The sequence below is a fragment of the Nocardioides sp. NPDC054178 genome (assembly GCF_055585005.1).
The window spans coordinates 476,818-491,131 of record NZ_JBVJKY010000003.1 but is presented as its reverse complement, the minus strand read 5'-3'; the positions used below and the strand labels follow the sequence as shown (position 1 = coordinate 491,131).

General features: G+C 70.5%; 12 protein-coding genes and 1 tRNA gene. 5 read left to right on the top strand and 8 right to left on the bottom strand.

Annotated features, from left to right (window positions below):
* Nucleotides 1-14: 14 nt before the first annotated feature.
* Nucleotides 15-90 (top strand) — tRNA-Gly (locus ACZ6WN_RS14935).
* A gap of 168 nt (nt 91-258) precedes the next feature.
* Nucleotides 259-1,113, top strand: coding sequence for a DnaJ domain-containing protein (locus ACZ6WN_RS14930; RefSeq protein ID WP_465865550.1), 855 nt, complete (start codon nt 259-261; stop codon nt 1,111-1,113).
* Here ACZ6WN_RS14930 and ACZ6WN_RS14925 read toward each other — a convergent pair.
* A complete protein-coding gene (locus ACZ6WN_RS14925; RefSeq protein ID WP_465865549.1) occupies nt 1,077-1,649 on the bottom strand; it encodes a 2'-5' RNA ligase family protein in 573 nt (190 codons plus the stop codon). The two genes, ACZ6WN_RS14930 and ACZ6WN_RS14925, sit on opposite strands and share 37 nt — an antisense overlap.
* Before the next feature lie 74 nt (nt 1,650-1,723).
* Between ACZ6WN_RS14925 and ACZ6WN_RS14920 the strand changes: the two genes are divergently transcribed.
* A complete protein-coding gene (locus tag ACZ6WN_RS14920) occupies nt 1,724-2,359 on the top strand; it encodes a class I SAM-dependent methyltransferase (RefSeq protein ID WP_465865548.1) in 636 nt (211 codons plus the stop codon).
* Here ACZ6WN_RS14920 and ACZ6WN_RS14915 read toward each other — a convergent pair.
* Genes ACZ6WN_RS14915 through ACZ6WN_RS14905 form a run of 3 tightly spaced genes read right to left on the bottom strand, consistent with a single transcriptional unit; the run spans nt 2,336 to nt 5,477 of the window.
* Entirely contained in the window at nt 2,336-3,442 is a 1,107-nt protein-coding gene (locus tag ACZ6WN_RS14915; RefSeq protein ID WP_465865547.1) for a prenyltransferase, read from the bottom strand. The genes ACZ6WN_RS14920 and ACZ6WN_RS14915 overlap by 24 nt on opposite strands.
* A gap of 7 nt (nt 3,443-3,449) precedes the next feature.
* Nucleotides 3,450-4,217 carry a class I SAM-dependent methyltransferase gene (locus ACZ6WN_RS14910; protein ID WP_465865545.1) on the bottom strand — a complete coding sequence of 256 codons (768 nt, stop codon included), beginning with the start codon at nt 4,215-4,217 and terminating at the stop codon, nt 3,450-3,452.
* A gap of 3 nt (nt 4,218-4,220) precedes the next feature.
* A complete protein-coding gene (locus ACZ6WN_RS14905; protein WP_465865544.1) occupies nt 4,221-5,477 on the bottom strand; it encodes a glycosyltransferase family 4 protein in 1,257 nt (418 codons plus the stop codon).
* Between the two features lie 129 nt (nt 5,478-5,606).
* On the opposite strand from ACZ6WN_RS14905, the gene ACZ6WN_RS14900 reads away from it, so the two are divergent.
* Nucleotides 5,607-6,227, top strand: coding sequence for a DUF1707 domain-containing protein (locus tag ACZ6WN_RS14900; RefSeq protein ID WP_465865542.1), 621 nt, complete (start codon nt 5,607-5,609; stop codon nt 6,225-6,227).
* On the opposite strand, the gene ACZ6WN_RS14895 is transcribed toward ACZ6WN_RS14900, so the two are convergent.
* Genes ACZ6WN_RS14895 through ACZ6WN_RS14880 form a run of 4 tightly spaced genes read right to left on the bottom strand, consistent with a single transcriptional unit; the run spans nt 6,224 to nt 12,809 of the window.
* Nucleotides 6,224-8,209 (bottom strand): phosphocholine-specific phospholipase C, encoded by a 1,986-nt coding sequence (locus ACZ6WN_RS14895; protein WP_465865541.1) that lies wholly within the window; start codon nt 8,207-8,209, stop codon nt 6,224-6,226. The two genes, ACZ6WN_RS14900 and ACZ6WN_RS14895, sit on opposite strands and share 4 nt — an antisense overlap.
* 49 nt (nt 8,210-8,258) lie before the next feature.
* On the bottom strand, nt 8,259-9,827 hold the full coding sequence (locus ACZ6WN_RS14890) for an ArnT family glycosyltransferase (RefSeq protein WP_465865540.1): 1,569 nt from the start codon (nt 9,825-9,827) through the stop codon (nt 8,259-8,261).
* Nucleotides 9,828-9,875: 48 nt separating this feature from the next.
* Complete coding sequence (locus tag ACZ6WN_RS14885; protein ID WP_465865539.1) at nt 9,876-11,174, bottom strand: MFS transporter; 1,299 nt, start codon at nt 11,172-11,174, stop codon at nt 9,876-9,878.
* Nucleotides 11,175-11,183: 9 nt separating this feature from the next.
* A complete protein-coding gene (locus tag ACZ6WN_RS14880; protein ID WP_465865537.1) occupies nt 11,184-12,809 on the bottom strand; it encodes an ArnT family glycosyltransferase in 1,626 nt (541 codons plus the stop codon).
* Nucleotides 12,810-12,954: 145 nt separating this feature from the next.
* Between ACZ6WN_RS14880 and ACZ6WN_RS14875 the strand changes: the two genes are divergently transcribed.
* A complete protein-coding gene (locus tag ACZ6WN_RS14875; RefSeq protein WP_465865536.1) occupies nt 12,955-14,130 on the top strand; it encodes a macrolide family glycosyltransferase in 1,176 nt (391 codons plus the stop codon).
* The last annotated feature ends 184 nt before the right edge of the window (nt 14,131-14,314 follow it).

Here is a 14,314-nt window from a genome sequence, read left to right as displayed (position 1 = left end):
TGTTCTTCTCGCAAGCGGACGTAGCTCAGTTGGTAGAGCGCAACCTTGCCAAGGTTGAGGTCGCGAGTTCGAGCCTCGTCGTCCGCTCCACATCGAGGGCCGCCCGGTCGGGCGGCCCTCGGTCAATTTCCCGTGGCGAAACCAGCATCTCGCCGCGACTGCTCTAGGATTTCACTGTTCTGGGATTCTTGGGCACCGGGTGTGAGTCGACCCGGAGGCGAAGCCGACAACCGAAGGACTGTGCGTGGGGGGCGTTGAGTGAGCGGGAAGTTCATCGACGCCTATGCCGTGCTCGAGATCGGTCCGGACGCGGACGACGCGGCCGTCCGAGCTCGCCATCGTGAGCTCGCCAAGCAGTTCCATCCCGACCGTGGGGGTCGCGCCGCCGACGGCGAGCTGATGATGCGCATCAACCGAGCGCGCGACGTGCTGCTCGACCCGGTCGCCAGAGCCACCCTCGACGAGGAGCTCGCCCGGCGCCGCCGTAAGGCCGCCGCCTCGGCGGCCGCGGGGAAGGCGCCCTCGTCCACTTCTCCCACTCCGCCGCTCAGCCGCGACCGGCGATGGCGAGCCGAGTGGGGTGCCGCGACTCCGCGGCCCGCCCCGGCGCCCGGAGGCAGCTCGCCGGCCCCCGTTCCTCCACCCGCCCGGGTGCGCCCGTCGGCCAACCGGCTGCGGCAGGCCACGCGGCAGGCCCGAGCGGCCAACGCCGCGCTGTCCTCGCGCCAGCGGACCCCGGCGCCGAAGCCTCCTCGCACCATGACGGAGCCGCCTTCGTCACAGCCCGCCGAGCCGCAGTCCCCGAACCCTCAGCCGGTGGCTCCGCAGCCGGCTGCCCCGCAGCAGCAGACCGCGCCGTCCGCGGACAAGCCGGCCAACGCCTGGTCGCTCTACTCCGTGCCGCTCGACGCGGTCTCGGTCGCCTCGCTGCTCTCCAGCGTGCTGCTGTGCAGCCCGCTCGGCTTCATCCTGGGCATCATCGGCCTGGCCCGCACCGCCGACGACAAGCGTCGCGGCCGCTGGGCCGCGGTCGCCGGCATCGCCATCAGCAGCCTGACGATGCTGGTCGCCATCGGCTACGTGATGCAGGCGCTCTCCGCAGCTTCGCCCTGACCCGGTGGCCCGCCCAGCGGCCACTCGGCGATGGTCCGGCAGCCGTGGTTCGCGTACCACTGCAGGCTGACCCGGTCGGCGTGGCACCGCGCGGGGAGATACGGCGTTAGGGACGTACGTGTCGAGTCGAGGTCCACTCCCCCGGCGAGGTGGTCGACGGTCAGGTGCGGCACCGGGTCGAAGAGGCCGGCATAGGGCGGACACTGCGGGAACGCTGCGCTCAGCTCCGCGGTCAGCGCCGCGAAGGGCTCCGCGGGCTCGGGAGGCAGGTAGATGGTGCCACCGGCGAAGACATCTACCTCGTCCAGCCGGAAGTCGAACGTGGCCGACGCGGTCGCGATCTTCCCGACCCGCTCCAGATCCTCGGTCGTGAGCGTGCTCAGGAACGGTGCGAGCAGCGTGATGTGCGCGTGCACGAAAGCGGGGTCCGCCGAGAGGAACGAGTCGTCGTAGTGGCGCGTCCGCTCCAGGACGTACGCCTCCAGCTCGGGCACCGGGACGACGAGCACCGAGTGTCCGGCGGAGGATCTGCTCATGGCGGGATTCTCCCCGTGCCCCAGGTTCATGGCCACTCGACGCGGGCCGCCCGTCACTCGGCTAAGGTGCCCGAGTGTCTACGCCTGAGATCCCCGCCGATCTGCTCAAGCACGCCCTCGACGCCACGGGGTTCATGCCTCCCGAGGAGGGCATCGCGCTGTTCGAGTACGCCGTGGAGCGACTGCCGCACGGGCCGGCCGTCGAGATCGGAACCTACTGCGGGAAGTCGTCGGTCTATCTCGGCGCCGCGGCGAAGCTGACCGGGGGCACGGTGTTCACCGTCGACCACCACCACGGCAGCGAGGAGAACCAGGCCGGGTGGGAGCACCACGACACGACCCTGGTCGACGAGCGCACCGGGCGGCTGGACACGCTGCCGACCTTCCGGCGCACCATCGAGCGGGCCGGCCTCGAGGACGAGGTGGTCGCGGTGATCGGCGCCTCGACGACCGTGAGCCGGTGGTGGACGACTCCGGTCTCGCTGCTGTTCATCGACGGTGGCCACGGCGTCGAGCCCGCGCAGCTCGACTACCGCGGCTGGGCACCGAAGGTGATGCCCGGCGGGCTGCTCCTGGTCCACGACGTGTTCCCGGACCCGGCCGAGGGCGGCCGGCCGCCGTACGAGGAGATCTACCTCCCCGCGCTCGCCTCGAAGCAGTTCGAGGAGATCGGCGCCGTCGGATCGCTACGCGCGCTGCGACGCCTCTGACGTCTCGCACCCGCACTCCAGCGCCAGCTCCTCGAACGGAGCGGCGAGGGAGGTGCCGCGCATGATCCCGGAGCCGGCGGTGGAGCCGCCGTAGCGCTCCCCCAGCGCGTCCGCGGCCAGGATGACGGCGGCGGCGGTGAAGGTGGAGTGCTCCTCGGGCCAGAACGCGTTGGGGTTCGGGTTGGGGTAGTCGGGCGACTCGTAGACCCAGCCGGTCCAGTAGCCGCCGTCCTCGGCGCGCATGTGCTGCATGTCGGTCAGCAGCCGGAGCGCACGCCGGTGGTCGCCGATGTTGTCGAGCGCCATCACCAGCTCGCAGGTCTCCGCGCCGGTCACCCAGGGGTTGGTATCGACGCAGAGGGCGCCGAGGCCGGGACGTACGAAGTGGTCCCAGCGCGACTCGATCAGGTCGTGCCCGGCGGGACCGACGACGGCGCCGCCGAGGACCGGGTAGTACCAGTCCATCGAGTGGTGCGACTTGTCTTCGAACGAGTCACGGTGGTGGCGCAGCGCGTGCCCGAGCCGGCCGCCGACGATCTCCCACTCCGGCTGCGGGTCGTCCATCAGGTCGGCCAGGGCGACGCCGGCGCGCAGCGACTGGTAGATCGAGGACGAGCCGGTGAGCAGGGCGAACGGGTCGCGCGGGGTCCAGGCGATCCCGCCGAAGGGCAGCTGCAGCCCGACCACGAAGTCGAGTCCGGCGCGCACCGAGGGCCACAGCCGCTCCACGAACGTACGGTCGCGCCGGATCAGCCAGTGGTGCCAGAGACCGACCGCGAAGTAGGCCGACATGTTGGACTCGCCGATCGTCTCCACCGGCGAGCCGTCGACGATCTTCATCGGCCACGAGCCGTCGGCGTTCTGCAGCGTCGGGATCCACGAGTACGCAGCCTCGGCCTCCTCCACCAGGCCACCGACGAGCAGGCCCATGGCCGCCTCGACGTGGTTCCAGATGTCGGTGTGCTGACCCGGCACCCACGGGATCGCGCCCGACGCCTCCTGGGCGCGGGCGATCGACCCGGCCGTGGCGACGATCTGGGCAGGGGTCAGCACCCCGTCGACGTACGGGATCTCGACTCTCATCCGCGAGTCAGGCAGCCGCGGTGGGGTCGGTGGCGACGGGGCCCGGCTTGCGGAAGTAGAGCACCATGCTCTTGCCGATCACCGGGTCGAGGACCTTGCCGGCGAGCCGCAGCGCCCGCGGGTTCTTCATGATCTCCCAGACCAGGACCTGGTGGTAGGCCTTCACCAGCGGGTGCTTGTCGTTGTCGACGCCGACGGCCGACTTCAGCCACCAGTAGGGCGCGTGCAGGCCGTGGGCGTAGGACTTGCCCTCGAAGATCATCGCCTCACCAGGGGTGCCGTCGTTGGGCCGGCCGGCCTTGGTGACCTTGTCGATGAGCTCGTGGTCGGTGTAGATGCGGATGTGGCCGCCGGTGGTGTTGTGGTAGTCGGCCGAGAGCTTCCAGTTGACGACCTCGGGCAGCCATCGCGGCACCGAGATCGCGAGGGTGCCGCCGGGGCGGAGCACGCGGACGAGCTCCTTGATGGCGTCGACGTCGTGGTGGATGTGCTCGAGCACCTCGGCGGCCACGATCCGGTCGAACTCGCCGTCGGCGAACGGCAACGAGAGTGCGTCGCCCTCCTTGACCTCCGCGTTGGCGCCCGCGGGAACCTCCTCGCGCATCGCGAAGAACCACTCCGAGACCTTGGCGAGCTCCTCGGCGTCCTGGTCGAACGCGATCACGTCGGCGCCACGGCGGTACATCTCGAAGGCGTGCCGGCCACCGCCGGCACCCATGTCGAGCACGCGCTCTCCGGCCTGAAGGCCAAGGCGGTCGAAGTCAACGGTGAGCACGGCTCACTTCCTCTCGTCTGTGTGGAAATCGTCGATGGCCTGCTGGTAGCTCGCCGTCATCCGCTCGGCGACGGCGTGCCAGGAGAAGTGCTCCTCGACCCGGGCGCGCCCGGCGGCCGAGTAGCGGGCCCGGCGCTCGGGGTCGTCGAGCAGCGCCGCGATGGCCTGCTCGAGCTCCTCGGTCTCACCCGGGGTGACCTGCTTCGCGCAGAGGTCGTCGGGACCGACGACCTCGGGGATCGCGCCGGCGCGGGAGACGACGAGCGGGGTGCCGCACGCCATCAGCTCGGCGGTCGGCAGCGAGAACCCCTCGTAGAGCGAGGGCACGCACGCGATCTCGGCCGAGCCCATCAGCTCGACGAGCTCGGCGTCGGAGATGCCGTTGACGAAACGTACGTGGTCCTTGATCGCGAGCTTCTCGATGAGCTGCTCGGTCGGGCCGCCCTTCTTGGGCTTGGAGACCAGGACGAGCTCCAGGTCCCGCTCGGTGCGCAGCTTGGCGAAGGCCTCGAGCAGGAAGGCGATGCCCTTGAGCGGGGCGTCGGCGCTGGCCATGGCCAGGATCCGGCCGGGGACGCGAGGCCCGGCCGGTGGCACGAACTCCTCCGGTACGCCCAGATGCACGGTCTCCACCCGCTCGGAGGGGACCCCGAAGTCGGTGAGGATGTCGCGCTTGGAGTTGTCCGAGGGCGTGATCACGTGCCGCAGCTGGGCGGCGACCTTGGCCTGCATCTTCACGAACGAGTACCAGCGCCAGACGCCGAACTTCTTCTTCCAGCCCTGGGCGCTCTCCAGCTCGATGCGCCGGTCGAAGGAGATCGGGTGGTGGATCGTGGTCACCAGCGGCAGACCGACCTCCGGCTCGATGCGCAGCAGCGGCGTGGCCAGCGTCTGGTTGTCGTGGACGATGTCGAAGTCGTCCTTCCGCTCCTTCAGCACCTTGAGGACGCGCTTGGCGAAGGTCAGCGGCTCGGGGAAGGCGCCGGTGCGCATCCGGGCCCACTCCTCGACGTCGACCAGGTCGCGGAGCTCGGAGAGCTTCGGGTCGCCGAACGGGTTGGGCTCCTCGTAGAGGCCCAGGCTCGGCACCTTGGTGAGGGTGACGCCCTCTCCCAGGAGGTCGAGGTCGGGATAGGGCTGACCGGAGAAGACCTCGACCGTGTGCCCGAGCTTGGCGAGCTCCCGACTCAGATGGCGGATATAGACGCCTTGACCGCCGACGTGCGGCTTGCTGCGATACGACAGCAGAGCGATCCGCATCCGCCACCTCCCTCAAACCTAGGCAGAGCAAAACTAGAACGTGTTCTATACTAGCAGGTAGCCAGCGCGAGTCACTCTAATGCAGGCGCTTCAACAGACGGTGTCGGGCTTGGCGTCTAGGCTGGTGGTGTGGAGGGTTTCTGGACCCGGTTCCGTCTCGATCCGAGGCAGGCCGACAACGCACGCATGCGCGCCTCCGATGCTGATCGGGAGGTCGTGCGCACCGTTCTGTCCGACGCCTTCGCCGACGGCCGGCTGACCCGCGAGGAGCACGACGACAGGGTCGGCACCCTCCTGGAGGCGCGTACGCTCGGCGAGCTGCCCGGCCTCGTGGACGATCTCGTGGCCGTCGAGCCCGCTCCCGGTGAAGCCGGGGCGAACCTCCCCGAGGCGCTCAGCTTCCGCGAGCAGGGTGCGGCTGCGTACCGCAAGGAGCTCCAGGAGGCGCTGGCCACCTTCTTGATGGTCAGCCTCATCACCTGGGGCATCTGGCTGTTCACCGGCGGCCCCGGCGGGCATCCGTGGCCGATCTACCCGATGCTCTTCCTGGTCGTGAACCTGGTCGGCACCGGCGTACGCCGCGAGGCGATCGTCCAGCGCGAGGTGAACCGCCTGGAGAAGAAGGCCGCCAAGAAGGCGGCGAAGAAGGCGGCGAAGGCCGAGGTCGAGGCAGCACCCGAGACGACTGCCCCGATCCTCGACCCGCCGGCGGGCGAGACCGAGAAGGACCGGCCCGCCGATCCCTCCTAGGCGCCCAGCTGCGGGTCGCTCACGGAGGGACGTCCGTTCTCCAGGTGGCCGGCGAACCCGCGCACCCAGGTGGTGCCCGGGACGGTCAGCGTGAGGTCGTACCAGCCGCCGGTGGCTCGGGTGTCCACCTGGCTGGAGCGGACCCTGCCGGTGTACGCGCTGGTGATCTCGGCCTTCTTCGGCGCCGTCACGGTGAGCCGCTGCGTGCGGCCCTCGCGTCGCAGTCGCGCGGGGGCCGGGTCGGCGCCCGCGGTGCCGGCGTAGGAGCGGAAGAAGCCGTTGGGCCCGTGCAGGTGGATCTCGTAGTCGCCGCTGACCGGCCACCGCACGGTGACGGTGTCGCCGGCGCCGACGGTGTAGCTGTGCGGCGCGCCCTCGGGGGCGAGCAGCCGGGCCTGGAAGTGGGCGCCGACACTGCCGGTGTTGCGGATCTCGAGGGCGATCTCGCCGGCGGCGGCGGTCTCGACCACCTCGAGCTCGTAAGGTGCCGGGCGGGCCGGGCGGGTACCGCGCTCCTGGGTCGGCATCGTCCCGTTCGCCGGGGTCTCGGGTGAGTAGGACGGGTGCCGCTCCCGGTCGGCGGGCTCCCACGCGCTCGTGTCCGGCAGCGCCGGCGGCTCGGAGGTGCGGGAGAAGTCGAAGGCCGAGGTCAGGTCGCCGCAGACCGCACGACGCCAGGGGGTGATGTTGGGCTCGGCGACCCCGAACCGCTTCTCCATGAACCGCAGGATCGAGGTGTGGTCGAACGTCTCCGAGGCGACGTAGCCGCCGACGCTCCACGGCGAGACGACGAACATCGGCACCCGCGGGCCGAGGCCGTAGTGGCCGTCTCCGTGCGACCCGGTGTAGAGCTCGTGCTCGGTCGAGACGGTCGACTCCCCCGGCACCAGCGGGCTGTTGATGTGCGGCGGCACCAGGTGGTCGAAGAAGCCGTCGTTCTCGTCGTAGGTGATGAACAGCGCGGTCTTCGACCAGACCTCGGGGTTGGACGTGAGCGCGTCGAGGACCTGGGAGATGTACCAGGCGCCGTAGTTGGTGGGCCAGTTGGAGTGCTCGGAGAACGCCTCCGGCGCCGCGATCCAGCTGACGGCGGGCAGGTCGCCGGCCTCGACGTCGGCGCGCAGGAGCTCGAAGTAGTCCTGGCCGTCCTTGGCGCGGGTGCCGCGACGGGCCTTCTCGAAGAGCGGGTCACCGGGCTGCGCGTCCTGGAACCGGTTGAAGTAGAGCAGCGAGTTGTCGCCGTAGTTGCCGATGTAGGCGTCCTGGGTCCAGCCCCACCAGTTGCCGTTCTCGGCGTTGAGCCCGTCGCCCTCGTCCTGATAGACCTTCCAGCTCACCCCAGCGGCCTCGAGCCGCTCCGCGTAGGTCGTCCAGTCGTAGCCGGCCTCGTCGTTGTAGAGCACCGGCCCGCCGCCCTTGCCGTCGTTGCCGGTCCAGCCGCTGAGCATGTAGTAGCGGTTCGGGTCGGTGTTGCCGATGAAGGAGCAGTAGTAGGCGTCGCACACCGTGAACGCGTCGGCGAGCGCGAAGTGGAAGGCGGCGTCCTGCCGCTTCAGGTACGCCATCGTGGTCGTGCCCTTGGCGGGGACCCACTGGTCGTAGCGGCCGCGGTTGATCGCCTGCTGGCCGTCGGTCCAGCTGTGCGGGAGACCCTCGAGGAACGCGGCGCCCAGGTCGTCGACCTCGGGGTGGAACGGGAGCAGCTCGCCGTCCCCGTTCGGCTGGTGCCACACCGGCTTGCCCGAGGGCAGGATCGCCGGGTGCGGGTCCCCGAAGCCACGCACGCCGCGCAGCGTGCCGAGGTAGTGCTCGAAGCTGCGGTTCTCCTGCATCAGGACGACCACGTGCTCGATGTCGCGGATCGTGCCGGTCCTGCGGGCGGCGGGGATGGAGGCGGCTCGCGCGATGCTCTGGTCGAGCATGGTCAGGGCCGCGGCGCCGCCGGCGAGCCCGAGGAACCTACGACGGTCGATGTCAACCACAGGTGCTCCTTGAGGTGGGGGTGGGCGCCCACCATCGCGGCTCAGGTGTTCACCGCGGCAACAGCTGACTGGTCGCGAGGTGACCGGCGGGCGAAGACTTCGGCGCGGCGGGCACGGTCAGCCCGAACACGTCCGGTCGCAGGCGGCGGCGCAGCTGCGTGGTGACGTACGCGGCGACGAGGAACATCACCAGGTCGGCCGCGATCAGCGCGAACAGCCAGGAGGCGTCGGCCGGTCCGTCGATCCGCTGCTGGATGTGGAGGTGGGCGACCATCGCCGAGACGATGAACCCGACGCCGGCGTAGAGGCTGATCCGCAGGTCGGTCCTCTCCTCATCGGAGCCGGTCACCCAGCGGCGGCCGACACGCAGGATCGCGAGCGCGGTCAGTGCGGCGATCACCGGCAGGAACGGCATCGCGTAGCGGGCGTGGATCCAGCCGCCACCGGCGTGGAACGAGGCCAGGTTGACGATGATGATCACGCAGTAGATCCCCATCAGCGCCCGCACGGCCAGCTCCAGCCGGCGCTCCAGCGCGGTCGGCTCCGGACCGGGGATCACGACGCGGCGCATCATCCCGTCCGGCCGCGGCCGGGCCTTGGCGTTGACATCGAGCACCATCCCGGTGACCGTGACCGCGAGGGTCGCCACGGCCGCGACGATCCAGATCTTCGGGATGACGTCGTCGGCCCACAGCGAGCCGTAGAGGTGCAGGTAGAGCTCGGGGTTGACCAGCTGGAAGAGCGTGTCGCCGTGGGTCTGGCGGGAGAACTTCTCGAAGAGCGCCGCGGAGGCGGTCGCATCGCCGTAGAGCACGATGTTGCGGACGTAGAACCAGCCGATCACGACCACCGGCGCCAGACCGATCCGGATCGCCAGGACCACACCCCGGCGAAACGTACGCAGCGACGGGTCGCGCAGCCACAGCGCGGCCAGCACGCAGGCGCCCAGCGCGAGCACCGCCACCAGGCCGGTCGAGCGGAAGCTCGCCGCCGCGACGCCCGCGACCGTCGCCCAGATCAGCCGGTCCCGGGTGACGCCCTCGCGGACCATCCGGAAGCCGAGCAGCAGGGTCAAGGAGGCGGCCACCGTGCCCCAGCCGTCGTTGTAGATCGCGCCACCGTCGTAGGTCACCGCACCGCAGCTGAGCACCATCGCCGCGGCGAGCACCGGGACCACCCGGCGCCTGGGAACCAGCTCGCGTGCCAGCAGCCCGACCAGGATGATGCTCAGCGCGTAGCCGAGCGCGTTGAGCAGCCGCATCCCGAGCAGGGTGACCCCGACGTTGCCGACGGCGTCACCGAGCCAGACCAGCGGCAGGCTCATCACGTAGAACAGCGGCGGGTGGTTGGCGACCCAGATGTCGCGGCGCGGCTCGTCGAGCCCGAAGAGGGCCTCGGCGAACTGCGGGTAGCGGACCGGGTCGGCCGGGGTGTTCGTGTCGATCGTGGGCAGGACGCCCTGGGACAGGACGATGGCGTAGGCGGCGTGCTGCTTCTCGTCGGCCTTCAGCAACGGCGGCATCCCGATCGCGTACTGCGCGCTCATCGCGAAGCCGAGCACCCCCAGCAGGAGCAGGCAGACGGTCACCTGAGACAGCGAGCGCGGAGGCGTGGGCACCTCGACAAGCTAGTGCGCCGGGATGCCGCTCAGGTGACGTGCGGGCGATCAGTCGGTGACCATCGAGGAGCCGGAGGCGACCTGCTTCCGGGTCGTACGCCGCCGCACATCACGCCGGTGACGCCAGATCTGCACCACCCCGAGACCCCAGAACAGGTACTGCACCGACATCGCCCAGTGGAACGCCTCCGGCGTGTAGGACGTCGAGGCTCCCGGCGTACGCCAGTCGAGGATCCAGCCGACCAGCACGATCACGAGCAGCGCCGCGATGAAGCCGCCCTGGTTGATGATCCCGCTGGCGCTGGCCATCCGCGCGGGCGGGTTGCTGGTGCGGCCGACGTCGAAGCCGATCATCGAGGCCGGTCCGCCGAAGCCGACCACGGCCATCAGGAGCAGCAGCACCGGCAGCGGCGCCTCGCCCGGCCAGGCGAGCACGAGCGTCCACACCGAGGCCAGCGCGGCGATCATCGCCAGCGCCACCGTCGAGCGGTGCCACGGATGACGCCCGGCGAGGATGCCCATCACCGGACCCGCGGCCAGGGCGGCGATGACGGTGACCGAGAGGAGCGTCCCGGCGAGGGTGTCGGAGAGCCCTTCGGAGGTCACCAGGAACGGGAATCCCCACAGCAGCCCCATCAGGTGGGAGCTGAACGGGGTGGAGAAGTGGATCCAGAAGCCGAGGCGGGTGCCCGGCTGATACCAGGACGCCTTCAGGCTCCGGCCGAGCTCGCGCGGCTTGAGGGAGCTGCCCCGGCGGTGGCGGTCGTCGGGCCCGTCGTGGACGAAGAGGCGCAGGAGCACGAGCAGGACCGGGCCGATCAACGCGGCCGTGAGATAGGCGCGGGTCCAGCCGAGGTGACCGAGGGCCCAGGTCATCGGGACCGCGGCCGCGATCGCACCCAGCTGTCCGACGGTGCCGGTCAGCTGGCTGACCAGCGACACCCGTCGACCCGGGAACCACGACGGGACCAGCCGCAGCACGCAGATGAACGTCATCGCGTCGCCCATCCCGACGAACGTACGCGCCAGCAGGGCCAGCGAGTAGGAGTCCGCGAACGCGAACCCAGCCTGGGCGAGCGCGAGGATCAGCGCGCCCGCGGAGAGGACCGTACGCGAGCCGAACCGGTCGACCAGCAGTCCGACCGGCACCTGCATGAGGGCGTAGACGAGCAGCTGCAGCATGACGAAGGTCGCCAGCTGGCCGGCGCCGATCCCGAAGCGCTCGGTCGCCACCAGACCGGCGACCGCGAGGCTGCTGCGGTGGAAGACCGCCAGGCCATAGACCGCGAGGGCGATCCCCCAGACGGCCCATGCTCGTGCTGTCGGCTGGGGATCATGCTCACTCACATAGTGAGGCTACTTTGTCGGCAGCCCCGTCGAGGTGCCGGTCTCCTGCCGCGGACGCGCGATCTCGGTCACAGGGGCGGAGAGCGTCGGCACCGGATCGAACCTGTCCGGCCGCATCCGTCGGCGCAGCTCGGTGGCGACGTAGGCGGCCACCGCGAACATCACCAGGTCGGCAGCGACCAGGGCGACGAGGGCGAAGGTGCTGCTGACCGGCCCGTCGACGTACTGCTCGGTGTCGAGGTGGCACACCAGGCCGACGACCATGAAGGCCAGCGAGACACCCAGGCCGACCCGCAGGTCGCGCGCTTCGTCGAGCGCGGTGACGCCGGTTCGCGAGCCCGTCGGCACTCGCAGCGGCAGGAGCCGGCCCAGGCGCAGCGCGGCGATCCCGGCACCGGCGGCGAGGAACGGCAGGAACGGCACCGCGTAGCGTGCGTGGATCCAGCCGCCGCCGGCGATGAACCCAGCGACGTTGATCAGGATCAGCAGACAGTAGCCACCCAGGAGCGCCCAGATGGCCAGGTCCTGGCGGTGCTGCATCGTGCTCTGCGGGGCGAGCCGGATGCGCCGCAGGACTCCGGTGCGACGCGGGTTGGCCTTCGCGGCGGCATCGAGCACGAGGCCGACCACGGTCAGCGTGAGCACGATGACGGCCGCCTGGCTCCAGGTGTTGGCGATGTTGCCGTCGGTCCACAGGCTGCCGAGCAGATGGCCGTAGAACTCCGGGTTGACCAGCTGGAACAGGGTGGTGCCGTTGGGCTCGCGCCCGAACTTCTCGAAGAGCGAGCTCGACGCGGTCGGGTCACCGTAGATCCGGATGTTGCGCACGTAGAACCAGCCGAAGACGACCACGGGCGCCATCCCGATGGCCGCCGCGATCCCGACGGCACGCCAGAACGTGCCGCGCAGGAACGTACGCAGCGACGGCTCCCGCAGCCACATCGCCACCAGCACGCACGCGCCGAGGAAGAGGACCGCGACCAGGCCGGTCGACCGGAACCCGGCGGCCGCGACGCCGACCGCGGTCGCGGCGATCAGCCGCTCGCGCGTCACCCCCTGGCGGATCATCCGGAACCCGAGGTAGAGAGTCGTGAACGCCGCGGCCGAGGACCAGCCGTCGTTGTAGATCCCGCCGCCCACGAAGGTCATCGCGCCGCAGCCGATGCACATCGCCGAGGCGATCACCGGCACCACCGGCCGCCGTGGCACCAGCTCGCGCGCCAGCAGGCCGACCATGATCGTGGTCAGGGCGAAACCGAGCGCGTTGAGCAGGCGCATCCCGAGCAGCGTCAGACCCGGAGAGCCGACGGCGTCGCCGAGCCAGACCAGCGGCAGGCTCATCGCGTAGAAGAGCGGTGGGTGGTTGGCGACCCAGATGTCGCGATGGGCCTCATCGGCCCCGAAGAGGCTCTCGGCCAGCTGAGGGTAGCGGGCCGGGTCGTCGGGGATGTCGGTGTCGATCGTCGGCAGCGTGCCCTGCGACAGCGCCACCGCGTACGCCGCGTGGGCCCGCTCGTCGGCCTTGAACAGGGCCGGCATCGCGATCGCCACCTGGGCGCTCATGGCGAAGCCGAGCACACCCAGCAGCAGGACGCAGATCGTGGACTGGGACATGGAGACCCGAGGGACAGACACCCTGCGACGGTAACGGGTGAAACTGACGGAACACCCGGGCCACGGGTCACGGGCGATGAACAGAGCGGAACGCGCGGGTGACCGAACGTTGACGCACAACTCGGTCGCGTCAGGGCCCGGCCGGCCGATAGCGTCCAGCGGTGTCATGACTACTTCATCGCGCCACATCGCCATGGTCGCCTCGCCCGCGATCAGCCACGTCCTGCCGAGTCTCGAGCTGATCAAGGAGCTGGTCGCGCGCGGCCACCGGGTCACGTACGCCACCCACGAGTCGATGGCCGAGGCGATCAAGCCGACCGGCGCCGAGCTCGTGCCGATGCCGACGGTGCTGCCCGTCGAGGACCGGCTCTGGCCCGAGGACCCGGTCGCCGGGATGGGCATCTTCCTCGACGACGCCATCGGGGTGCTCCCGCATCTGGCCGAGTTCTACGGGGCCGAGCCGGCCGACCTCTACCTCTACGACATCGGCGGCTACGCCGCCCGGGCTCTCGCGGAGAAGCAGGAACGGCCGTTCGTGCAGCTCTCGCCGACGTTCGTCGCCTGGGACGGGTACGCCGACGAGGTCGGTGCCCAGGTGCGGCAGCTGCCGGGCTACGGCGACTACCTGGACCGGTTCGGGGCCTGGCTCACCGAGGCCGGGGCGAGCACGCGCGACCCGGAGACGTTCGCCGGGGCGCCGACGCGGGCGCTCGCGCTCATCCCGCGGGCGATGCAGCCCCACGCCGACAAGGTCGACGAGGAGGTCGTCACCTTCGTCGGACCGTGCTTCGCGCTCGACACCGACGAGACCTGGACCCGCCCTGCCGACGCCGATCACGTCCTGCTGGTCTCCCTGGGCTCGGCCTACACCGCGGACATCGAGTTCTTCCGGGCCTGCATCGAGGCATACGCCACGCTGCCCGGCTGGCACCTGGTGATGTCGCTCGGCACCCAGCTCGACCCGGCCGATCTCGGCGGCCTTCCCAGCAACGTCGAGGTCCGCTCCTGGCTGCCGCAGCGCGCCGTCCTCGCCGAGGCCGACGCGTTCGTCACCCATGCCGGGATGGGCGGCAGCAGCGAGGGTCTGATGGCCGGCGTCCCCATGGTCGCGGTCCCGCAGGCGGTCGACCAGTTCATGAACGCCGACCGTCTGGTCGACCTCGGCGTCGCCCGGCGGATCGACGCCGAGGACGTCACCGCTGCTGGGTTGCGTACGGCACTGCTCGAGCTGCTCGACGATCCTGACCGGGTCGCCCGCTCGGCTCAGCTGCGTGCCGATGCGCTCGCCGAGGGCGGCACTCGTCGGGCTGCTGATCTGATCGAGGACATGCTCGCGGGGTGACCCGCCACCGCTGGTCTAGCCGGTGGCTGATCCGCTGGTCGAGCCGGGTCTCGTCCGCTGGTCGAGCCGCGAGCGCCAGCGAGCGTGTCGAGACCAACACGGTCCCATCTGCGCTCGATGGGGCCGTGTTGGTCTCGACACGCCTCCGCCTAGCGGCTCCGGCGGCTCGACCAGCGTGCTACTA